A 20,386-nucleotide genomic window follows, 5' to 3' on the forward strand; every position below is an offset into this window, starting at 1 on the left:
GGCGGGGCGTCCCCGGCCCCGCCTTCCTGGGCGCGCCGGCACCGCGAGGCAACCCCCTCCCGCCCCCGGGCGCCGTTCCCGCCCCGCAGGGGGCTGGCCTTCCCCCCGCGCACCACCCCATCTAGGGGAGGCCATGCCCATCCGACTCCTCCCCGCCGCCACGGCCGACCGCATCGCGGCCGGCGAGGTGGTGGAGCGCCCGGCGGCGGCGGTGAAGGAGCTGGTGGAGAACGCGCTGGATGCCGGCGCCACCCGCATCATGGTGGAGATCGAGGGCGGCGGCAGCGAGCGGCTGCTGGTGGAGGATGACGGCGCCGGCATGGGCCCGGACGACCTCGCCCTCTGCGTCGAGCGCCACGCGACCTCCAAGCTGCCGGACGAGGCGACGCTGTTCCGCATCGCGACGCTGGGCTTCCGTGGCGAGGCGCTGCCCTCGATCGGGGCGGTGTCGCGGCTGACCATCACCTCCCGCCCGCGGGGCGGGGAGGCCCATGCCATCGCCGTGGAAGGCGGGCGCAAGGCGGAGGTGGTGCCCGCCTCCGGCGCCCCGGGCACCCGCGTCGAGGTGCGCGACCTGTTCTTCGCCACGCCGGCGCGCCGGAAGTTCCTGCGCCAGCCGCGCAGCGAGTCGGACGCGGCGGTGGAGGCGGTGCGGCGCCTCGCCCTCGCTTGGCCGGGCGTGGGCTTCCGCGTCGCCGTGGAGGGGCGCACCGTCCTGGACCTGCCGCCCGCCGACCGCCCCGGCCGGGTGGCCGCCCTGCTGGGCGAGGAGTTCGCCGCCCAGGCCCTGGCGGTGCACGGGGCCTGGGACGGGCTGGCGCTGGACGGGCTGGCCGGCCCGCCGACCCTCTCCCGCGCCTCCGCCGCCGAGCAGCACCTGGTGGTCAACCGCCGCCCGGTGCGCGACCCGATGCTGCGCGCCGCGCTGCGGGTGGCCTATCGCGACGTGATGATGGCCGGGCGGCACCCGATCGCCGCGCTGTTCGTGGAGGTCGATCCCGAGGCGGTGGACGTGAACGTCCACCCGATGAAGACGGAGCTGCGCTTCCGCGATTCGGGCGCGGTGCGCGGCGCGATGATCGCGGCGCTGCGCCGGGCGCTGTCCGGCGGGGCGGGCGAGGGCGCCATGCCGGTCGGGCTGACGGGCGGGCTGGCGGCGATGGTGCGCGGTTGGCAGCGGCCGGACCCGGCGCCCGGCCGAGGCGCGGAGGCGCCGGCGGGCTTCGCCGAATCCGGCGCGCTCTTCGCCGCCGGGCCGGGCGCCGCGCCGTTCCGGGCGCCGCCGGCCCAGGCCGGGCTCGCGCTGCCGCCGCGCCGCGTCGCGCCGCCGGACGCCCCGCCCCAGCTGGTGCCCGCGGTGTCCCCCGAGGCCGCGCCCCCGGGGGCCGTCGACGAGGATGGGCCGCTGGGCCGGCCCTTCGCGCAGTTGCTCGACACCTACATCCTGGCCGAGGCGCCCGACGGTGCGCTGGTGCTGGTGGACCAGCACGCCGCGCATGAGCGGCTGACGCAGGAGCGGCTGCACGCCCAGATGGTCGCCGGTGGCGTCCGTTCGCAGCCGCTGCTCCTGCCCGCGGTGGTGGACATGGCCCCGGCCCGCGCCGCGCGCCTGCTGGACGCCGCGGCGACGCTGGAGCGCCTGGGGCTGGAGATCGAGGGGTTCGGCCCCGGGGCCGTGCTCGTCCGGGCGCTTCCCGCGCTGCTCGGTGCCCCGGAGCCGGCGCCGTTGCTGGCCGACCTCGCCGACCTGCTGGCCGAGGGCCGCGGGGCGGAGGCGCTGGAGGCGCGGCTGGATGCCGCCATCGCCCGCTTGGCCTGCCATGGCAGCGTCCGCGCGGGACGCCGGCTGAACGGGGCGGAGATGGCGGCGCTGCTGCGGAGCATGGAGGCGACCCCGCGCGCGGCCACCTGCAGCCACGGCCGGCCGACCTTCCTGAAGCTGGACAAGGTGGCGCTGGAAAAGCTGTTCGGCCGGCGATAGCTCCCGACCGGACCGCATCATACGAACGGTGCGATGCCTTGATCTGCGCCGGCGTGGCTGGCGCCCGTGGCCCGGGGGCAAGGCGCTGCCTCGCCCCCGTACCCCCACTCCGCCAGGAGCAAAGCCCCTGGACCCGAGGGGCGCTGCCGCGCGGATGACTGTGACGGGGTCGAGACGCCGAGGAGCATGGCTCCTCGGCGGGACCGGCCTCCGCTCGCGCTGACGCCTCTGATGTTTCTTTCAGAGTTCCGCCTGTCCGCGTTCCGTCAGGGTCCAGCCCGCAGGCTGACGGTCACCCGAAGCACCAGACTCCCAGCGGGGTCCGGGGCCCGCTCGTGGCCCCGGCAGGGGAGGGTCCGGGACGGGGATCGACCCACGGCGTCGATGCCGCAGGCCGGTGTCCCCTCCCGGTCCCACGCCCCGACACGCCAGTACGACGGGTCAGGTCGTCACGCCGTCGGGATCAGGCCGCGCCGGCCGCGATGCCCTCCGGCCCGGGGGTCTCCCGCGGTCTCGGGGATCAGGGCGTGCCGTCCTACGCCGCGGCGAAGGCGTCGGCCTCGCGCGAATGCCACCAGCGGCCGTTCAGCACCACGCCCTCCGATACGATCTTCCGGTCGCCGATCAGGTGCTCGCCCGTCGCGTCCACGTAGTCGAACTCGCCTTCCGGCACGGAGAGGACGGTGGCGTCGCCCACGCTGCCGGGCCGCAGGCTGCCCAGCTCCGGCCGTTGCAGCGCGCGCGCCGCCTCGACGGTCGAGCGCGCGATCACCTCCTCCAGCGGCATGCCCATGCAGAGGAACTTCGACATGGTCGTCACTTGGTCGAAGGCCGGGCCGTTGATGCACAGCGCGTGCACGTCGGAGGAGATGGTGTCCGGCGGGAAGCCGTTGGCCAGCATGGCGCGGGCCGTCTTGAAGGCGAAGCTGCCCTGGCCGTGGCCGATGTCGAAGATCACCCCGCGCTCGCGCGCCGCCAGCACCACGTCCTTCACCCTTCCCTGCGCGGTGATGGGCGCGTTGGGGAAGGGGCGGAAGCAGTGGGTGAGGATGTCGCCCGGGCGCAGCCGGTTCACCACCTCCTCGTAGGAGGGCGGCGGGTGGTCGATATGCGCCATCAGCGGCATGCCGACCTCGTCCGCCACCTGCAAGGCGATGTCGAGCGGCACGGTGCCGGAATTGCCCGAGGCGTGCAGCCCCACGCGCACCTTGATGCCCACGATCACGTCGCGGTTGGCATCCGCCACCTGCACCGCCTCGATGGGGTTCATCAGCCGCAGGTCGCCGCTCTCGCCCACCATCACCCGCTTGGAGAAGCCGAAGATGCCGGCATGCGAGACGTGCAGGTAGGCGAGGATGCGGACCTGGCTGCGCTCGATGACGTGCTTGCGGAAGCCGGGCCAGTTGCCGGGGCCGGCGCTGCCGGTGTCGATGGCCGTGGTCACGCCGGAGAGGCGGCAGAACTCCTCGGCGTTGATGCCCAGCGAGGTGCCGCCGTCATAGACATGGGTGTGCAGGTCGATCAGCCCGGGCGAGACGATGAAGCCCGAGACGTCGCGGACCTCCGCCCCCGTCCGGTCCAGCCCCTTGCCGACCTTCGCCACCTTGCCGCCGGCGAAGGCGACATCCATCACGCCGTCGATCTTCTGCGAGGGGTCGATCACCCGCCCGCCGGTGAGGATGAGGTCGAAGGCCATGCGTGGGCTCCCGGAAGGTCAGCAAGGGCGACAGGCTAGAGCAGGTCGCCGCGGGGCGACACGCCCCGGGCCCGGGGGGCAGCGCCGCATCGGGCGCCACTGGCACGGCACCCGTGGCGAGGGGAAGATCGGAAGCGGTCCGGGCGGCCGCGGCCTGCGGCCATGCGGTGTTCGGCCTGCATCGGATCGATGCCTGGACCCTGCCGGGCAACGCGCCCTCGGAGCGGGTCCTGGCCAAGGCAGGCTTCCGTTTCGAGGGGCAGTTGCGGGAGAGGGCCTACTTCAAGGGACACTTCCACGACTTCCGGATCTTCGCACGGCTCGACGGCGACCCACCGGGCTGAAGCACCCCATCGGAGACAGGCCTGGCGATGCCCCAAGGCCGTCCCGGTCCGTCGCGCCCCGCCCCCGCCAGCCCCCCCCACCAGCCAGCCTCTGCGCCCGGACGGCACGCCGGATCGGCGCCCCGGGATCAGCCGCCCTGGCCGGAAGGTCCCGGAACCGGCCCCGGCGTGGCGAGGCCGGGCGGCACCAGCGGGGCGACGCCGAACAGTTCGAACACCTCCGCATACCCTTGCGGCTGGAGGAGGCGTGCCGCCGCGACGTCGCCAGTGGCGCCCGCCCGCACGGCCAGGACCCAGCCGCTCAGGGCATACTCCAGCGGCCAGGGGGAGTGCGGACCCTGCCGGCGGCCGAACGCCGCGAGATCGCGCTCCGCCCGCGACAGGTCGCCGGCCGCCAGCCCCAGCCCCGCGCTGACCAGCAGCGCGTAGCCGGTGGTCCGGCCCGCGTACTCCGCGCCCTCGGCGGCGCGGTCGCAGGCCCGCACCGCCCCCGCGCGGTCCCCGAGCCGGAAGCGCACCGCGCAGAGGTCCGCCAGCACGTCGCGCGGCACGTCGGAGGGTCGCGACGACTCGATCCGCTGCAGCTCGGCCAGCGCCCCGGGCAGGTCGCCCGCCGCGCGGCGGAGATGGGCGCGCAGGTGCCCGCTCTCCGGGATCAGGGCGAGGGCCCCGGCGAGGTCGCCGCCCGCCGCGCGCCGCCGCGCCTCGGCTTCCGCGGCCCGGCGGGATCGCCGCGCCGCGGCCGCCGCCGGGGGGCCCGAACCCGGCCCGAAATCCAGCTGCATCGTGCAGGACCGCGTCCCCGGACCGGCATAGCCGCACGGCGCGAGGGAGAGGATGTAGTCGGACAGGCGCGGCGGCGGGGCCGTCGCCGTCCCGCTCTGGGCCGCCGCCCCTCCGGACCAGGACGGCACCGCCAGCAGGCCCAGGCAGAGCAGCCGGCACAGTCGACCCGCGATCGGCCCGGACCGCGGGGGCATCAGCCCGCCCCCTTCGCCCGCGCCAGGATGCGGTCCACCCAGCGCTGCGATTCCAGCGCCTCCGCCCCCGTCACCCTGGGGGGGCGGCCGTCGCGGATCGCGTCCAGCACGTCGGCGATCAGCCCGCGATGCGCGTCGTGCGGGAAGTCCATGATGCTCGCCCCGCTGCCGGTCGGCCCCTCCGCCGCCACGCGCTCCTCGCGCCCGTCCACCCAGCGCACCTCCAGCGCGCCGCCGACCAGGGAAGCGGCGCCGAGGCGGCCCATCACCTCGATCCGCTCCGGCTGGCCGGGCGGGAAGGCGGTGGTCGCCATCAGCGTCCCCGGCGCGCCGTTGCCCAGGCGCAGCAGGGCGGCGACGTAGTCCTCCGTCTCCATGCGGTGCAGGCCGGTGGTGCGGGATTGGGCCGCGGTGACCTCGGCGATCCCGACCAGGGAGCGGAACAGGTCCAGCGTGTGGATCGCCTGGGTCAGCAGCACGCCGCCGCCGTCGCGCGCCAGCGTCCCGCGCCCCGGCTCGTCGTAATAGGCCTGCGGCCGCCACCAGGGCACGGTCATCGAGGCCGCCTCGACCTCCCCCAGCGCCCCCTCCGCCAGCAGCGCGCGCAGGCGCAGGCTGGCCGGGCGGAAGCGGTGCTGGAGCATCACGGCGAGCGTCCGGCCGGCGCGCTCCGCCGCCGCGACCAGCGCCTCGCCACGCGCGGCCGTCAGCTCCAGCGGCTTCTCCACCAGCACGTGCTTGCCGGCGGCGAGCGCCCGTTCCGCGACCTCCAGATGGGCTGCGGGCGGGGTGAGGACGAGGACGAGCGACACGCGCGGGTCGGAGAGGGCGGCGTCGATGTCGGTGGTGGTGGGAAAGCCGGGGAAGTCCCGCGCGAAGGCGGCCAGCCGCTCCGGCGTGCGGCTGGCCGCCCAGACCACCTCCGCCTGGCCAGCCAGGTCGCGCAGGCTGCGCGCATGCGGCTGGACCGCCGGGCCCAGCCCGATGATGGCGACGCCGGTTCGCGTCATGGCATTTCCCCGAAGGATCGCAAGGGGCAGGGTAGGCCGAACCGGACCCGTGCCGCGATCCCAACCGTCACGCAAGCGGGTCACGTCCACCGTTGCGACCGCCTGCCATGAGCCGAAGCGGCCTCTACCCTGCCGGTCGCATCCATCCGGGAGGACGAAACCGCGACGCGGCAGGGCGGCCGCGTCAGGTGATCGTTAAGCATGGGACAGGCATGCTCATCCCGTGAATCCCATCGGCTCCGGCTCCGCTCTCATCGTCTTCGCGACAGCCAAGGAGGCCCAAGAGGCCAGGGCCGCGATTGACGCGGCCGCACCCCCGTTGCAAGCCGGCGGCATCGCCCAGGGAGCGTCAGGCGGCGGGTCGGGCACCTTCACGACCCGGGAGCTGGGGCAGATCCTGTCCGCGCTGAGCCCAGCCGTGGAGAACCAGGATGAGAACGGCAAGGCGCGGTTCGTTGGCGACATCCTTGCTAACCTCTCCGCGAGGCGTTCCGCCGGCGAGGCAACGTTCATGGTCGCGGCGTTCTTCCCCGGAGGCGCCAGCATCATCTCGATGCGGTCCCCCAGCGAACTGGCAGCGGCGCTTGCGTCGGACGATCCCGGGTCGCTGGGCTCCTTCATCGACAATGATGGCACCGCCTACTTCGTCCGGGACATGCTGCGCGAAGCCCTTGGCATGCAGACCGGCCCCACCCCGGGGGACGGCTTCACCGCATGGGATAGCCGCGACGCCATCGCCGCTGCGATCGCCGAAATGTTGGCAGACGCCGCAGAGAAGGAAGGAGAGGGCTTGGCGGCGATCCGGGCGACCAGCAAGCCGGCCGACCTGGGCGGCATGGCGGGAGGCGGGGTCGGCATCGTGAGCCTCGCCGCCAGGGCGCCGACCGGAACCAGCCCGCCGGGGTCGCCCCTCCTGCTCGATCTCGCCGTTTGATCTCCCGCCGCGCCGGCCGTTCTACCCCCGCGCCCCTTCCGGCCAGAGCCGACCCAGCTCCGCGATCAGCGCGGCGGTGGAACCGTCATGCTGCTTCGGCGTGCCGCCCGACAGCTCCGGCAGGATGACGCTGGCGAGCTGCTTGCCCAGCTCCACCCCCCACTGGTCGAAGGCGTTCACGCCCCACAGCGCGCCGAGGCAGAAGACCTTGTTCTCGTACAGCGCGACGAGCTGGCCGAGGGTGAAGGGCGTGAGCGTCTCCAGCAGGATCGTGGTGCTGGGCCGGTCGCCGGGGAAGAGACGGTGCGGCAGCAGCGCCTCGACCTGCGCCTCGCTCTTGCCGGCAGCGAGCATCTCCGCCCGCACCTCTTCCGCGTCGCGGCCGCGCAGCAGCGCCTCCGCCTGGGCCAGCCCGTTGGCGAGCAGCAGCCGGTGCGCGGCGGCGAAGGAATGGTCCGGCCGCGCGATCAGCACGATGTCGGCCGGAACCGGCGTGGTACCCTGGTGCAGCAGCTGCATGAAGCTGTGCTGGGCGTTCGTGCCCGGCTCGCCGAAGACCACCGGGCCGGTGGCGCGGGCGACGGGGGCGCCGTCGAGCGTCACGCGCTTGCCGAGCGATTCCATCTCCACCTGCTGGAGGTGGGCCGCGAAGCGCGACAGGCGCTCGTCATAGGGCAGCACCGCGCGGGTCGGCAGGCCGAGCCCGTTGACGTGCCACACCTCCGTCAGCGCCAGCAGCAGCGGGAGGTTCCGCTCGTCCGGCGCGGTGAGGAAGTGCTCGTCCATCGCCCGCGCGCCGGCGAGGAGCTGCGCGAAGACCTCCCAGCCGCAGGACAGGGCGATGACGAGGCCGACCGCCGACCACAGGCTGAAGCGCCCGCCCACCCAGTCGCGGAAGCCGAAGACCTGGCCCGCCGGCACGCCGAAGGCCGCGGTCGCCTGGAGATTGGTGGACAGCGCGACGAGCTGCGCATCCCCCGCCTCGCCCAGCGCGTTGCGCAGCCAGTCGCGCACGAGGTGCGCGTTGGACATGGTCTCGGCGGTGGTGAAGGTCTTCGACGCCACCAGCACCAGCGTCCGCGCCGGGTCGAGCTGCTGCCGCAGCGCGTCCCAGGCATGGCCATCGGCGTTGGACAGGAAATGCGCCCGCATCGGGCTATCCGGCTTGTGCAGCGCGCGCACCGCCATCAGCGGCCCGAGGTCGGAGCCGCCGATGCCGATGTTCAGCACGTCGGTGAAGCGTCCCTCCGCATGGATGCGCTTCGTGAAGGCGGCCATCGCGTCCAGCGTGTCGTGGACGGTGGCCGAGGCATCCTCCGCCCCGTCGCGGAAGCTGCCGCGCGGCGCGCGCAGCGCCATGTGCAGCACGGCGCGGTCCTCGGTGGCGTTGATGTGTGCCCCCTCCGCCATGGCGCGTCGCTGCCCCGCCACGTCGCGCGCCTTCGCCAGCGCCAGCAGCGCCTCCATCGCCTCCGGGCCGATCGAGGTCTTGGCGATGTCCAGGCGGATGCCGTCGGCGGTGAAGGCGAAGCGCCGTGCCCGTTCCGGATCGGCGACGAAGAGCGGCCGGATGGCCGAGGCGCCCGGCGCACGCGCCAGGGATTCGAGACGGGCCCAGGCGTCCTGCGTCATCTGCGCTCTCCTCGTCGATCGCGGGGCGAGTATAGGGCGGGTGCGCCGTGTGGGCGACGGGGGCGTGGCAGGGCATCAACGCGCGAGGCGGCTTATCCCGCCGGAGGTCGCTGACCTCCGGCGACTGGACCCTGTGAAAAACTGTCCCGCGGCAGCCCAACCGGGTCCAGGACCCGCAGGGTCCTGGCGGATGGGGGGTATCGGGGGGCAAGGCGGAGCCTTCCCCCCGGGCCACGCGCCCGACGCTCAGCGCGTCGGCTTCGGCGGGTCCTGGCCGTAGTCGTAGAAGCCCTTGCCGGTCTTGCGGCCGTACCAGCCGGCCTCGACGTACTTCACCAGCAGCGGGCAGGGCCGGTACTTGCTGTCCGACAGCCCCTCGTAGAGCACGCGCATGATGGCGAGGCAGGTGTCGAGGCCGATGAAGTCCGCCAGCTCCAGCGGGCCCATCGGCTGGTTGGTGCCGAGCTTCATGCCCGTGTCGATGGAGACGACATCGCCCACGCCCTCGTGCAGGGCATAGGCGGCCTCGTTGATCATCGGCAGCAGGATGCGGTTGACGATGAAGCCGGGGAAGTCCTCGGCCGTCGCCGTGACCTTGCCCAGGCGCTTCGCCAGCGCCTCGACGGCGGCGTGGGTGTCGTCGCTGGTGGCGATGCCGCGGATCACCTCGACCAGCTTCATCACCGGCACGGGGTTCATGAAGTGCATGCCGATGAAGCGCTCCGGCCGGTCGGACGCCGCCGCCAGCCGGGTGATGGAGATGCTGCTGGTGTTGGAGGCGACGATGGCCGAGGGCTTCAGCTTCGGGCAGAGCTCGGCGAAGATCTTCGTCTTCAGCGCCTCGCGCTCGGTCGCCGCCTCGATGACGATGTCGCATTCGGCGAAGCCGGCATAGTCCGTGCCCGTGATGACGCGGGCGAGCGCGGCGTCGCGGTCCCCGGGCTTCATCTGGCCCTTCGCGACCTGGCGCTCCATGTTCTTCGCCATGGTGGCGCGGGCCTTCTCCAGCGCCTCGGCGCTGATGTCCACCAGCACCACGGGCAGGCCGGCCACCGCGCAGACATGCGCGATGCCGTTGCCCATCTGCCCGGCGCCGATGACGCCGACGCGCTCGACCACCGGGTTGCCGCTCACTTGCCCAGTTCCGCTTCGAGTTCTGGGATGATCTTGAAGAGGTCGCCGACGAGGCCGTAGTCGGCGACCTGGAAGATCGGCGCCTCCTCGTCCTTGTTGATGGCGACGATGACCTTGCTGTCCTTCATCCCCGCCAGGTGCTGGATCGCCCCCGAGATGCCGAAGGCCATGTACAGCTCCGGCGCCACGATCTTGCCCGTCTGCCCCACCTGGTGGTCGTTGGGCGCATACCCCGCATCCACCGCCGCACGGCTCGCCCCCACCGCCGCCCCCAGCCGGTCCGCGATCTTGTCCAGCAGGTGGAAGTTCTCCGCCGAGCCCATCGCGCGCCCGCCCGAGACCACCACCCGCGCCGCCGTCAGCTCCGGCCGCTCCGACTTCGCGATCTCCGCCCCCACGAAGGAGGACACGCCCGGATCCGCCGCCCCCGGCGCCGCCTCGATCGCGGCCGATCCCCCCTCCGCCGCCACCGGGTCGAAGGAGGCCGCGCGCACGGTGATCACCTTCTTCGCATCCGACGACTTCACGGTGGCCAGCGCGTTGCCCGCATAGATCGGCCGCACGAAGGTGTCCGCATCCACCACCGCCGAGATGTCGCTGACCGGCTGCACGTCCAGCAGCGCCGCCACCCGCGGCATCACGTTCTTGCCCACCGCCGAGGACGGCGCCAGCAGGTGCGTGTAGCCCGGCGCCAGCGCCACCAGCAGCGCCGCCACCGGCTCGGCCAACTGGTGCGCATAGGCCTCGCCCTCGGCCAGCAGCACCTTGGCCACCCCGGGCAGCTTCGCCGCCGCCTCGGCCACCGCGCGGGGACCGGCCACCAGCAGGTGCACCTCCCCCCCGATCCGCTGTGCCGCCGCCACCGCCGAGCGGCTCGGCTGGATCAGGGCGCGGCCGTCGTGATCGGCCAGGACCAGCACGCTCATCGTCAGATCACCTTCGCTTCGGTCTTGAGCTTGCCCACCAGCTCGGCCACCGAGCCCACCTTCACCCCCGCCTGCCGCTTCGGCGGCTCCTCCACCTTCAGCGTCGTCAGGCGCGGGGCGGCATCGACGCCCAGATCAGACGGCTTCACCGTCTCGATCGGCTTCTTGCGCGCCTTCATGATGTTGGGCAGCGAGGCATAGCGCGGCTCGTTCAGCCGCAGGTCCGTCGTCACCACCGCCGGCAGGGCCAGCCTCACCGTCTCCAGCCCGCCATCCACCTCCCGCGTCACGGTGGCCGCCCCGTCCGCGATCTCCACCTTGCTCGCGAAGGTCCCCTGCCCGCGCCCCAGCAGGGCGGCCAGCATCTGCCCCGTCGCGTTCATGTCGTCGTCGATCGCCTGCTTGCCCAGCAGGATCAGCCCCGGCTGCTCCTTGTCGACCAGCGCCTTCAGGATCTTGGCCACCGCCAGCGGCTCCACCGCCTCCGCCGTCTCCACCAGGATGCCCCGGTCCGCCCCCATCGCCAGCGCCGTGCGCAGCTGCTCCTGCGCCTGGGACGGACCGATCGAGACCGCCACGATCTCCGTGGCCGCGCCCTTCTCCTTCAGCCGGACCGCCTCCTCCACCGCAATCTCGTCAAACGGGTTCATCGACATCTTGACGTTGGCGGTCTCCACCCCCGTCCCGTCCGTCTTCACCCGGACCTTCACGTTGTAGTCCACAACCCGCTTCACAGCGACCAGCAGCTTCATGCAGGGGCGTCCCGTCGTTTCTCGGCCCGGCGGCCATCCGAAGGAACGGCACCGGACCCTGCCCGCATCCGGTCGTCCCGCCGCGCGGCGGGCGGGACCATACGCATCCCCCCCTGGCCCGGCAAGGCGAGCCAGCCCTTACCGCCATGACCTTCCGCCGGGCGGGAACCCCGGCGGATGGCGGCCTCAGCCCTGGCTGCGCATCAGCAGCACCAGCAGGGCGAAGAGGCCCAGGGCCAGCCCCTGCAGCATCACGCGCCAGCGCATCAGCGCGTTGGAGCGGGCGGCGCGCCGGCTGTCCGGCACCTCCGGGCTGCGGACCAGCCCGACCACGCCGGCGAGGAGCACGCCGAGCGTCCCGAGCATGGCAAGGACGAGGAGGATGGTGACGAGGGTGATCATGCCGGCAGATTTGGCCCGCCGCCCTGCGGACGCAACAGCGCCGGCCCGGACGCCGCCTCGCTGCTGCCACGCATTCCATGCCGGTCGTCGCCCGCCGGGCCCGGCCGGCGCACGCGGCGGTGACCGGCGCCGGGCCGTTCAGCGGAGCCAGCCCGCTTGACCGGGGCCCGGGGGCAGGCGAAGGCGCCGCCATGCGAACCCCCCTCCCCGGCCGGCTGCTGGTCCTGGTGGTCCTGGCGCTGGCCGGGCTGCTTCCCGGCGGGCCGCCCGCCCGGGCACAGGTCCCGGTCGAAACGGCCCAGCCCGCCACCCCCGCCCAGCCGGCGCCCGCCCCGTCCGCACCGGCGCGGGCCGCCCCCCGGGCCAGCGGCACCGCCGCCCCGCCCGCCGCCTCCGCCACGCCCCATGAGGCGGAACGGCTGGCCGGCATCCTGCGCGACGAGGCCCGCCGGGCGGAGCTGATCCGCAGCCTGGAGGCCCTGGCCGCGGCCGAGCGCGCCGCCCGCCCTGCCGCGGGCGCCGCTTCTGCCCCCGCCCCGGCCGCCGCTCCGGCCGCCAGTGGCGGTGCGGCCCCCGCCGCCCCGGCTCCGGCCGCCGAACCCGCGCCCGCCGCGGCCCCGGAGGCTCCGGCGGCTCCGGCCGTGCTGCCTCCCAACACGCTGGGCGCGCAGATCATCACCGGCGCGTCGGAGCGGCTGCAGGCGCTGTCGCAGCAGATCGTCGGCGCCGCCCGCGCCCTCACCGACCTGCCGGCGGTGGCCTCCTGGGCCTCCGGGGTCGCGCGGGACCCGGTGACGCGGACGCGGGTCTTCGACGCCTCCTGGAAGCTCGCCCTGCTCTTCGGGCTGGGGCTGCTGGCGGAATTCGCCGTCTTCACCCTGCTGCGCCGCTGGCGCGACCGGCTGGACGGCATGGCCCCCGCCCCGGGGGCGCGGTGGGGGTGGCTGCGCCGCGTGCCGGTGGTGCTGGGACGGCTGCTGCTGGACCTGATCCCGCTCTGCGCCTTCACCGTGGTCGCCTACGGGCTGATCCGCGCAGTGAACCCGCTGCCGACCACCGAGCTGATCCTGGCCACGGCCAACAACGCCTACCTCACCTGCCGGGCGATCATGATCGCCTCGCGCATGCTCTTCTCGCCTGCCTCCAGCCACCTGCGCCTGGTGCCGATGGCGGACGAGACGGCGGCCTACATCACCGTCTGGCTGCGCCGGATCGTGGCGGTGATGGTGCTGGGCTACGCCATCGCCGAAGCCTCGCTGCAGTTCGGCGTGCCCTGGGCCGTCTATGACGGGATCGTCCGGCTGGTGATGCTGGTGGTCTCGCTCTTCCTGGTCATCGTCATCCTGCAGAACCGCACCGCGGTCGCCGAAGCGCTGCGCGCGCCGGCGCTGAAGCCGGGCGACGTGCCCGGCCGCGGCCGCCGCCTGTCCCGTGCCCTGCGCGACCGGCTGGCGGAGATCTGGCACGTGGTCGCCATCCTCTGGCTCCTCGCGCTCTGGGCGGTCTGGGCGCTGGAGGTGCATGACGGCTTCCACCGCCTGCTGCGCGGCACCGGCGCCACGCTGCTGATCCTGGCGGTCGCCAAGGGCGTGGACTACGCGCTGCGCCGGGTCATCGAGCGGGGCTTCCGCATCGCCCCCGACATGGCGCGGCGCTACCCGGGGCTGGAGGCGCGGGCCAACCGCTACACCCCCGTGCTGAAGGGCATCGTCACCGGCCTCGTGGTGGTCACGGCGGCGCTGACCATGCTGGAGGCCTGGGGCGTGGCGGCCTTCGACTGGTTCGCCAACGGCCGGCTGGGCTCCCGCCTGCTCGCCTCCGCCCTGTCGATCGGCCTGACCGTGCTGATCGCGGTGACGGTGTGGGAGGCGGCGAACACCGCCATCGCCCGCCAGCTCGCCAAGGTCGCGCGCGACCAGCAGGCGGCGCGCAGCGCGCGGGTGCGCACCCTGCTGCCGATGATGCGCACCGCGCTGATGATCGTGATCGTCATCTTCGTGGTGCTGAACGTGCTCAGCGAGATCGGGGTGAACGTGGCGCCCCTGATCGCCGGCGCCTCGGTGGTCGGCGTGGCCATCGGCTTCGGCTCCCAGACCCTGGTCAAGGACGTGGTGACCGGCATGTTCCTGCTGCTGGAGGACGCGGTCGCGGTGGGCGACACGGTGACAGCCGCCGGCATGACGGGGGTGGTGGAGCGGCTGTCCATCCGCTCCATCCGGCTGCGCGCGGTGGACGGGGCGGTGCACATCATCCCCTTCAGCACCGTCACCTCGGTCACCAACATGACGCGGGACTTCGCCTTCGCCATGTTCGAGTTCTCGCTCTACTACGGCGAGGACACGGACCGCGTGGCCGCCATGCTGCGCGAGATCGCGAAGGAGATGCGGGGCGAGGCGCGCTGGAGCACCGCGATCCGCGACGACCTGGACGTGATGGGGGTGGAGAAGCTGGCCGAGACGGGCGTGGTCCTGCGCGCCCGCCTCAAGACCGACCCCTCCCAGCGCTGGCCCGTGACACGGGAGATGAACCGCCGCATCCGCGAGCGGCTGGACGCCGAGGGGATCCGGATCCCCTCCCCCTGGCGCAAGGAAGGCGAGGCGGAGTTGCAGGAGACCCCGCAGGCGGCCTAAAGAAGGGGCATGATCGTTCGGATCCAGGCTGCCCCGTGGCAGCCGACCGCAGCGCGGACGAGCCTCGGGCGAATTATCCGCCCGGCCGCCTGAGCGGCCTCCCCGTCGGGGAGGCGGCGCGGCGGCCGGGGCGAACCCTTGCACCCATCCGCCGCACGCCTCCGAAGGTCCTTCCCCGATGTCCGATGCCCTGCTCCCGCCCACGCCTGTCGCGGTCCGCTACGCCCTGCTGGCCGAGCCCTATCCCGGCCTGCTGCCGCGCCTGCTGGAGCCCTTCGCCAAGCGCGACCTGACGCCCACCCGCGTCGCCGCCCACCGGGAGGGCGGGGCCATGCGCGTCGAACTGTCGCTGGAAATGCCGCCCGGCATGGTTCACCTGGTCGCCGGCAACCTCGGCCAGGTGATCGGCGTGCTGGACCTGCGCGTGACACACGAAACCGCCCTCGCCGTCGCCGCCTGAGAGCGGGCGAAACGGCACTGCGCCCCCCCCCCTCGGCGGTTCGACGTGGGACCGGGAGGGGACGCCGTCCCCTCCCAGACCCTCCCCTGCCGAGGCCACAAGCGGGCCCCGGTCCCCGCTGGGAGTTGGTTCTGTACGGTGGGCGTCAGCCTCCGGGCTGAACCCTGCCGGAGCGCGGACAGGCGGGACCCTGAAAAAGCTTCAAAAGCGTCAGCGAGGGCGGCGGCCGGTCCCGCCGAGGAGCATGGCTCCTCGGCGCTGTGACCCCGTGTCAGGCTGTCCCGCGGCAGCACCCATCGGGTCCAGGGCCCGCAGGGTCCTGGCGGAGTGGGGGACCGGGGGCGAGGCAGAGCCTTGCCCCCGGGCCACGGGCGCCACGCCGGCGGACGTCAACGCATCACGCCGCGGGAATCAGCCTGCCCTATCCCCTCGGCCGGGCGCGGCCGTCATCCGCAGCATGCGCCCATGCACGACCAGCACGCTGCGGTTCAGGGCCAGGATGCCCTGGCGCGACAGCGGAAGCGGGTTGCAGCGCGGATCGCGGAAGGCGTCGCGCAGGTCCTCGTAGAGCGGGCGCATGGCCGGTCGCATGGGGGGGCGGCCATAGGCCGGGCGGACTGCGACCACCCGCGCCGCGCCATCCACCTGGACCTCCATCTCCAGCAGCGCGTCGGGCGATGCCGCCACCCCGCGCCGGCATGGGGCGATATGCCGCAGCAGGATCGTCAGCTCGTCCCGGTCCAGCGCCGCGACCTGCGCCTGGGCGGCACCGGATGGCAGGAGCAGGGCCAGGCCGATGGCAGCCGCCAGCCCGGCCCACCATCCCGGCCCATCCCGCCGCGTCGCATCGCCTGGCGATCCGGGACGGGCCGGCGCAGGGCGGCCCTGTCCGGACGGGCGGAGGCGCGCCTCAGCCACCGCGTGGAAGCGTGGCCGGCGGGCGGGGGCGGGCCTGGAACGTTCCGGCGGCGGGCGCGGCGGCCGGCACCAGGCTATTCCGTCCCGCCGCTCGTGCGCTCGTAGTGGCGGTAGTACTTCTCGGTGACCTGATCGGTCTTCACCACGATGCAGACGTCGGTGGTGTTGAATTGCCGGTCCACGACCGCGCCATCGCCGACATGCCCGCCCAGCCGCAGGTAGCCCTTCACCAGCGGCGGCAGGTCCGCCAGGGCGGTGCGCGCATCCAGCCCGGCCGGGTCCATGCGCCGCATCTCCTCGTAGCGGTGCGGGAGGGCACGGGGCCGCAGCGCCGGCGGGGCCAGGTGGTGGGTGGCGAGGTAGGTCAGCGGTGCCGCCAGCGCATCCAGGTCGGTGCCCGGCAGCGAGGCGCAGCCGAACATCACCTCGATCTGGTGGCGGAACACATAGGCGGCGATGCCGCGCCACAGCAGTTGCAACGAGCCGCGGGTGCGGTGGCCGGCGCCGACGCAGGAGCGGCCCAGCTCCAGCACCCGGCCCGGATAGGCGAGCAGCGGGGAGAGGTCGTATTCCTCGGCCGAGTAGAAGCGGCCCAGGCGCTCCGCCGCCTCCTGCCGGATCAGGCGATAGGTGCCGACGACGGATTCCGGCCCCTCGCCCAGCGCATGGTCCACCACCAGAAGATGGTCCGCCACCGCGTCGAACTCATCCGCATCCAGTCCCGGCGTCGCGCCGGGCAGCGGCTTCGCCCCCATCTCGTCGTAGAAGACCCGCCAGCGCAGGACCTGGGCGGCGGTGATCTCCCAGTGGTGCTCGGCGATTCGCACCCCCAGCGTGCCGGAGCGCAGCTCGCCGAACCCCGCCCCGCCGGGGTCCAGGGAGGAGGGGAGCAGGGCCGCGCCGCCTGGAAGCCCGGCCCCCGCGACGGTGTCGCCCTCGCGGGGCAGGGTCATTCCTCCTCGCCCGGCTTCGCCCGGCTGCGCGGCAGCATGGCCGGCGCACCGGCCTCCGGCCGGCGGCCGAACAGCTCCAGCCGGTGGCCGACCAGGGAGAAGCCGAGCCGGGCCGCGATCTCCTGCGCCAGGGCCTCGTGCGCCGGCTCCTCGAACTCGATGACCTTGCCGCTGTCGACGTCGATCAGGTGGTAGTGGTGGTGGCCGTGCTCGGTGGGCTCGTAGCGCGCCCGGCCGCCGCCGAAGTCGTGGCGCTCGAGGATGCCCTTCTCCTCCAGCAGCCGGACGGTGCGGTAGACGGTGGCGATGGAGACCTTGGCGTCGAGCGCCAGGGCGCGGCGATAGACCTCCTCGACATCCGGATGGTCATGCGCCTCGCTCAGCACGCGCGCGATCAGCCGGCGCTGGCCGGTCATCTTGAGACCGCGCTCCACGCAGAGGCGCTCGATGCGGGAGGGGTCGGGGCGTGCGTCCATGCGTCCTGGTTCTATACCTGGCCCCTGTCCGGGACAGCCGACGGCGGACGTCCGGAGAGGCGCTATGGGCCGACACTAGCCGGGCGCGGCCCCCGGCGGCAAACATGGCGCGCCCCCTCCCCCCCTGCCGCCAACCCCGGCGCCAACCCCGGCGCCTAGCCCTGAGCGGTCCGGGCGCTGCGCGAGCGGGTGCCGAGGCCGCTGCGCTTGGCGAGGGAGGAGCGGTGCTCGGCGTAGCTGGGCGCGACCATCGGGTAGTCGGCCGGCAGGCCCCAGCGCTCGCGGTACTGCTCGGGCGTCATGCCGTAGGCGGTCTTGAGATGCCGCTTGAGCATCTTCAGCTTCTTCCCGTCCTCGAGGCAGACCAGGTACTCCGAGGTGATGCTCTTCCTCACCGGCACGGCGGGCTCGGGCCGCACGGCCGGCTCGGCCTCGGGCGGCCGGCCGAGGCCGAGCAGGGCGCGATGCACCTCGGTGATAAGGACGGGCAGTTCCGCGCTGTGGACCGTGTTGTTCGAGACGTGCGCGGCGACGATCTTCGCGGTCAGGCCCAGTATCCCATCGGTCGTCGCGCCATCATCCTGCGGTTCCGCCAAAGTCGTTCTCCTCAATGCAACAGGGCCATGGGCCACGGAATCCAGGACATGCGGCCAGCGCGGCAAGTCCAGGGTTAGCTAGTACAGTCCCAGGCCAGCACAACAGGAAATGCCGTGTCGAAGATCGAACATTCCGAAGACATCGCGCATGACGCAACACTGGATATCCGGAGGGACATCTGCCCCATGACCTTCGTCCGCACGCGTCTGGCCCTGGACCGGATGGAGCCTGGCCAGGTGCTGCTGGTCGTGCTGCGGGGCGAGGAGCCCCTGCGCAACGTCCCGCGCACGGCCGAGGAGCAGGGGCATGCCGTCCTGGCCTCGGCGCCGGGGGAGGATGGCACCACCCGCCTCTGGCTCCGCAAGGGCGGCGCTGCCGGTTGACAAGCGGCGTCCGCCGCCGCCTAGCTCCCGGCGGATGGTCCCTCCGCAAGGGGGGTGAAAAGGGAAGGCGGTGCGGGGCTCGGGCCCCCAGGCCGCCGCTGCCCCCGCAACTGTAGGCGGAGAGCGCCCGGCCGAGACGCCACTGGGGTCCCCGACCCCGGGAAGGCCGCCGGGCGCGTTCGATCCGCGAGCCAGGAGACCTGCCATCCCACTGGATCGCGCGGCCGGGCGGGGTGCCCCGGATCGCGGCGTCGCGGCCGTGGGCGAAGGACCCCGCGACCGGGAACGACCCACGCGCCGGGGTGCGGGGGCGGTCGGCATCCCGTGACAGCATGCCGGACCGAAGGGTCCGGCGCGGAAGGGCCGCCAGGGACAGCCGATGGATGCCACGACCCCGCCCGGCGCGCCCGCCGATGCGGCACCCCCCGACGCACCGGCAACGGGGGCGCTTCCCTGCCTGCATGTCTGCGTCACCTGCCGCGCCGGCACCGGCGCGCCCGCCGGGGACGAGGCGACGCCCGGCCGCCGGCTGCACGATGCGGTGGCGGCGGCGCTGGCCGCCCACCCCGGGCCGCCCGTGACGCTGCGCGCGGCCACCTGCCTCGCCGCCTGCGACCATGGCTGTGCCGCCGCCATGCAGGGGGCGGGGAAGTGGGGCTATCTCCTCGGCCGGCTGACGCCGGACCTGGCCGGGGACCTGGTCACCTATGGCGCGGCCTATGCCGCCTCGGCCAGCGGGGCGGTGCTGCCCTCGCGCCGGCCCGCCTCGCTGCGGCACGTCGTCCTCGGCCGCATCCCCGCCCTGTCTGCCCCGTTGCCCCTTCTTCCGGAGACCGCCGCATGAGCGCCCCCGCGACCCAGCCCCCCGCCGCCCGCACCCCGGCCACCATCGTCACCGGCTTCCTCGGCGCGGGGAAGACGACGCTGGTGCGCCACCTGCTGGAACACGCGAACGGCCGCCGCATCGCCGTGATCGTCAACGAGTTCGGCGAGCTGGGCATCGACGGCGACCTCCTCCGCGCCTGCGGCATCCCGGGCTGCGCCGAGGACAGCATCGTGGAGCTGTCGAACGGCTGTCTCTGCTGCACCGTCGCCGACGACTTCATCCCGACCATGACGGCGCTGCTGGACCGGCCGGAGCCGCCCGAGCACATCCTGATCGAGACCTCCGGCCTGGCGCTCCCCAAGCCGCTGCTCAAGGCCTTCGGCTGGCCGGGCATCCGCTCGCGCGTCACGGTGGATGGGGTGGTGACGGTGGTGGACGGCCCCGCCGCGCTGACCGGCCGCTTCGCCGACGACCCGGAGGCGGTGGCGGCACAGCGCGCGGCGGACCCCTCGCTGGAGCATGACAACCCGCTGGCCGAGGTGTTCGGCGACCAGCTCTCGGCGGCCGACCTGGTGGTGCTGAACAAGTCCGACCTGCTGGACGAGCACGAGGCCACCCGCCTGCGCGCCGAGATCGCCGCCCAGCTCCCCCGCGCCGTGAAGGTGGTGCCGACCCGCGAGGGCCGCGTGGACCCGGCCGTGCTGCTGGGCCTGGATGCGGCGGCCGAGGACGACCTCGCCGCCCGTCCCTCCTGCCACGACGCGGTGGATGGCGAGCACGAGCATGACGACTTCACCAGCTTCGCCGTGCCGCTGCCCGAGGCTGCCTCGCCCGAGGCGTTGGTCGAGCGGCTGCGCGCGGTGGCCGAGGCCCACGACGTGCTGCGGATGAAGGGCTTCGTCGCCGTGCGCGGCAAGCCCATGCGCCTGTTGGTCCAGGGCGTCGGCACCCGCTTCCGCCACGAATACGACCGGGCCTGGAAGCCGGGCGAGGCCCGCGAGGGGCATGTGGTGGTGATCGGCCAGACGGGACTGGACCGGGCGGCGGTGGAGACGGCGCTGGCGACGGCCTAGGCTCGCGTTCCCCGGGGGAGGCGTCGCAGCCTTCGGCCTCGACGCAATGCGTCGAGCCCCCGATGCCCCCTCCACCGGGGGCGGGCCGGCCCCCGGACCCCGGCGGGAGTCCGCGGGATCGGATGCGGGCGGAGTTGGTCTGGCAGGTCACGCGCGTGGACGCCGCCGTCGCCGGGGAACGATGCTCCCCGGCGTGATCCGGCGTCCGTGAAAGGGGGTCCAGGGGCTCTGCTCCTTGTCCCCCCTTTGGGCGGGTGAGGGATATCGGGGAGAAGGCGG

At 73.9% G+C, this 20,386-nt stretch carries 20 protein-coding genes and 1 riboswitch; of the genes, 8 read left to right on the forward strand and 12 right to left on the reverse strand.

The features are described from left to right. Positions 1-133: 133 nt before the first annotated feature. Positions 134-1,981, forward strand: coding sequence for a DNA mismatch repair endonuclease MutL (mutL, locus tag LPC08_RS17440; RefSeq protein WP_230449503.1), 1,848 nt, complete (start codon positions 134-136; stop codon positions 1,979-1,981). 535 nt (positions 1,982-2,516) lie between these two features. On the opposite strand, the gene LPC08_RS17445 is transcribed toward mutL, so the two are convergent. Continuing rightward, on the reverse strand, positions 2,517-3,677 hold the full coding sequence (locus tag LPC08_RS17445) for an amidohydrolase/deacetylase family metallohydrolase (RefSeq protein ID WP_230449504.1): 1,161 nt from the start codon (positions 3,675-3,677) through the stop codon (positions 2,517-2,519). Between the two features lie 167 nt (positions 3,678-3,844). On the opposite strand from LPC08_RS17445, the gene LPC08_RS17450 reads away from it, so the two are divergent. Then, the gene (locus tag LPC08_RS17450) at positions 3,845-4,021 is read left to right on the forward strand and encodes a GNAT family N-acetyltransferase (RefSeq protein ID WP_230449505.1); all 177 of its coding nucleotides are present in this window, start codon (positions 3,845-3,847) and stop codon (positions 4,019-4,021) included. 128 nt (positions 4,022-4,149) lie between these two features. Here the strand turns inward: LPC08_RS17450 and LPC08_RS17455 are convergent, their stop codons facing one another. Both LPC08_RS17455 and LPC08_RS17460 read right to left on the reverse strand, forming a co-directional pair. Continuing rightward, positions 4,150-5,001: a hypothetical protein gene (locus LPC08_RS17455; protein WP_230449506.1), complete on the reverse strand. Its 852-nt coding sequence runs from the start codon at positions 4,999-5,001 to the stop codon at positions 4,150-4,152. Further along, complete coding sequence (locus LPC08_RS17460) at positions 5,001-6,011, reverse strand: Gfo/Idh/MocA family protein (RefSeq protein ID WP_230449507.1); 1,011 nt, start codon at positions 6,009-6,011, stop codon at positions 5,001-5,003. Before LPC08_RS17460 ends, LPC08_RS17455 begins: the two co-directional genes overlap by 1 nt. A gap of 223 nt (positions 6,012-6,234) precedes the next feature. On the opposite strand from LPC08_RS17460, the gene LPC08_RS17465 reads away from it, so the two are divergent. Continuing rightward, on the forward strand, positions 6,235-6,945 hold the full coding sequence (locus LPC08_RS17465; protein WP_230449508.1) for a hypothetical protein: 711 nt from the start codon (positions 6,235-6,237) through the stop codon (positions 6,943-6,945). Positions 6,946-6,966: 21 nt separating this feature from the next. On the opposite strand, the gene pgi is transcribed toward LPC08_RS17465, so the two are convergent. The 5 genes from pgi to LPC08_RS17490 all read right to left on the reverse strand — a co-directional run bounded on the left by pgi (position 6,967) and on the right by LPC08_RS17490 (position 11,791). After that, complete coding sequence (gene pgi, locus LPC08_RS17470) at positions 6,967-8,577, reverse strand: glucose-6-phosphate isomerase (RefSeq protein WP_230449509.1); 1,611 nt, start codon at positions 8,575-8,577, stop codon at positions 6,967-6,969. Positions 8,578-8,823: 246 nt separating this feature from the next. Continuing rightward, positions 8,824-9,711, reverse strand: a complete 888-nt coding sequence (locus LPC08_RS17475; protein WP_441295819.1) for a 3-hydroxybutyryl-CoA dehydrogenase — start codon at positions 9,709-9,711, stop codon at positions 8,824-8,826. Continuing rightward, a complete protein-coding gene (locus LPC08_RS17480) occupies positions 9,708-10,637 on the reverse strand; it encodes an electron transfer flavoprotein subunit alpha/FixB family protein (RefSeq protein ID WP_230449510.1) in 930 nt (309 codons plus the stop codon). The genes LPC08_RS17475 and LPC08_RS17480 overlap by 4 nt, the downstream gene beginning before the upstream one ends. Positions 10,638-10,639: 2 nt before the next feature. Continuing rightward, positions 10,640-11,389 (reverse strand): electron transfer flavoprotein subunit beta/FixA family protein, encoded by a 750-nt coding sequence (locus LPC08_RS17485; protein ID WP_230449511.1) that lies wholly within the window; start codon positions 11,387-11,389, stop codon positions 10,640-10,642. A 186-nt stretch (positions 11,390-11,575) separates the two neighbouring features. Beyond that, positions 11,576-11,791, reverse strand: a complete 216-nt coding sequence (locus tag LPC08_RS17490) for a twin transmembrane helix small protein (RefSeq protein ID WP_230449512.1) — start codon at positions 11,789-11,791, stop codon at positions 11,576-11,578. 191 nt (positions 11,792-11,982) lie between these two features. Between LPC08_RS17490 and LPC08_RS17495 the strand changes: the two genes are divergently transcribed. Further along, entirely contained in the window at positions 11,983-14,421 is a 2,439-nt protein-coding gene (locus LPC08_RS17495) for a mechanosensitive ion channel domain-containing protein (protein ID WP_230449513.1), read from the forward strand. Positions 14,422-14,599: 178 nt separating this feature from the next. Next, positions 14,600-14,881, forward strand: a complete 282-nt coding sequence (locus LPC08_RS17500) for an ACT-like domain-containing protein (protein ID WP_230449514.1) — start codon at positions 14,600-14,602, stop codon at positions 14,879-14,881. 411 nt (positions 14,882-15,292) lie between these two features. On the opposite strand, the gene LPC08_RS17505 is transcribed toward LPC08_RS17500, so the two are convergent. The 4 genes from LPC08_RS17505 to LPC08_RS17520 form a co-directional block, all read right to left on the reverse strand. Beyond that, entirely contained in the window at positions 15,293-15,799 is a 507-nt protein-coding gene (locus LPC08_RS17505; RefSeq protein WP_230449515.1) for a hypothetical protein, read from the reverse strand. Between the two features lie 74 nt (positions 15,800-15,873). Continuing rightward, positions 15,874-16,752 (reverse strand): GNAT family N-acetyltransferase, encoded by an 879-nt coding sequence (locus LPC08_RS17510; protein WP_230449516.1) that lies wholly within the window; start codon positions 16,750-16,752, stop codon positions 15,874-15,876. Continuing rightward, entirely contained in the window at positions 16,749-17,228 is a 480-nt protein-coding gene (locus tag LPC08_RS17515; RefSeq protein ID WP_230449517.1) for a Fur family transcriptional regulator, read from the reverse strand. The genes LPC08_RS17510 and LPC08_RS17515 overlap by 4 nt, the downstream gene beginning before the upstream one ends. A 155-nt stretch (positions 17,229-17,383) precedes the next feature. Continuing rightward, positions 17,384-17,824 (reverse strand): Ros/MucR family transcriptional regulator, encoded by a 441-nt coding sequence (locus tag LPC08_RS17520; protein WP_230449518.1) that lies wholly within the window; start codon positions 17,822-17,824, stop codon positions 17,384-17,386. Between the two features lie 186 nt (positions 17,825-18,010). On the opposite strand from LPC08_RS17520, the gene LPC08_RS17525 reads away from it, so the two are divergent. From LPC08_RS17525 to cobW, 3 genes are all read left to right on the forward strand, one after another. After that, positions 18,011-18,208, forward strand: coding sequence for a sulfurtransferase TusA family protein (locus LPC08_RS17525; RefSeq protein ID WP_230453106.1), 198 nt, complete (start codon positions 18,011-18,013; stop codon positions 18,206-18,208). An 18-nt stretch (positions 18,209-18,226) separates the two neighbouring features. Then, positions 18,227-18,430: riboswitch (cobalamin riboswitch) on the forward strand. Between the two features lie 157 nt (positions 18,431-18,587). Then, positions 18,588-19,052 carry a DUF1636 domain-containing protein gene (locus tag LPC08_RS17530; protein WP_230449519.1) on the forward strand — a complete coding sequence of 155 codons (465 nt, stop codon included), beginning with the start codon at positions 18,588-18,590 and terminating at the stop codon, positions 19,050-19,052. Then, positions 19,049-20,107 carry a cobalamin biosynthesis protein CobW gene (gene cobW / locus LPC08_RS17535; RefSeq protein WP_230449520.1) on the forward strand — a complete coding sequence of 353 codons (1,059 nt, stop codon included), beginning with the start codon at positions 19,049-19,051 and terminating at the stop codon, positions 20,105-20,107. The genes LPC08_RS17530 and cobW overlap by 4 nt, the downstream gene beginning before the upstream one ends. Positions 20,108-20,386: the final 279 nt, after the last annotated feature.

The sequence above is a fragment of the Roseomonas sp. OT10 genome, from assembly GCF_020991085.1.
In the GTDB taxonomy this organism is placed as follows: Bacteria; Pseudomonadota; Alphaproteobacteria; order Acetobacterales; family Acetobacteraceae; genus Roseomonas; species Roseomonas cutis.

Coding starts and splice junctions, on each gene's coding strand:
- LPC08_RS17485 (WP_230449511.1), bottom strand. CDS start 11,389: ATGAAGCTGCTGGTCGCTGTGAAGCGGGTTGTGGACTACAACGTGAAG.
- pgi (WP_230449509.1), bottom strand. CDS start 8,577: ATGACGCAGGACGCCTGGGCCCGTCTCGAATCCCTGGCGCGTGCGCCG.
- cobW (WP_230449520.1), top strand. CDS start 19,049: ATGAGCGCCCCCGCGACCCAGCCCCCCGCCGCCCGCACCCCGGCCACC.
- LPC08_RS17490 (WP_230449512.1), bottom strand. CDS start 11,791: ATGATCACCCTCGTCACCATCCTCCTCGTCCTTGCCATGCTCGGGACG.
- LPC08_RS17495 (WP_230449513.1), top strand. CDS start 11,983: ATGCGAACCCCCCTCCCCGGCCGGCTGCTGGTCCTGGTGGTCCTGGCG.
- LPC08_RS17500 (WP_230449514.1), top strand. CDS start 14,600: ATGTCCGATGCCCTGCTCCCGCCCACGCCTGTCGCGGTCCGCTACGCC.
- mutL (WP_230449503.1), top strand. CDS start 134: ATGCCCATCCGACTCCTCCCCGCCGCCACGGCCGACCGCATCGCGGCC.
- LPC08_RS17445 (WP_230449504.1), bottom strand. CDS start 3,677: ATGGCCTTCGACCTCATCCTCACCGGCGGGCGGGTGATCGACCCCTCG.
- LPC08_RS17510 (WP_230449516.1), bottom strand. CDS start 16,752: ATGACCCTGCCCCGCGAGGGCGACACCGTCGCGGGGGCCGGGCTTCCA.
- LPC08_RS17455 (WP_230449506.1), bottom strand. CDS start 5,001: ATGCCCCCGCGGTCCGGGCCGATCGCGGGTCGACTGTGCCGGCTGCTC.
- LPC08_RS17460 (WP_230449507.1), bottom strand. CDS start 6,011: ATGACGCGAACCGGCGTCGCCATCATCGGGCTGGGCCCGGCGGTCCAG.
- LPC08_RS17480 (WP_230449510.1), bottom strand. CDS start 10,637: ATGAGCGTGCTGGTCCTGGCCGATCACGACGGCCGCGCCCTGATCCAG.
- LPC08_RS17530 (WP_230449519.1), top strand. CDS start 18,588: ATGGATGCCACGACCCCGCCCGGCGCGCCCGCCGATGCGGCACCCCCC.
- LPC08_RS17515 (WP_230449517.1), bottom strand. CDS start 17,228: ATGGACGCACGCCCCGACCCCTCCCGCATCGAGCGCCTCTGCGTGGAG.
- LPC08_RS17525 (WP_230453106.1), top strand. CDS start 18,011: ATGACCTTCGTCCGCACGCGTCTGGCCCTGGACCGGATGGAGCCTGGC.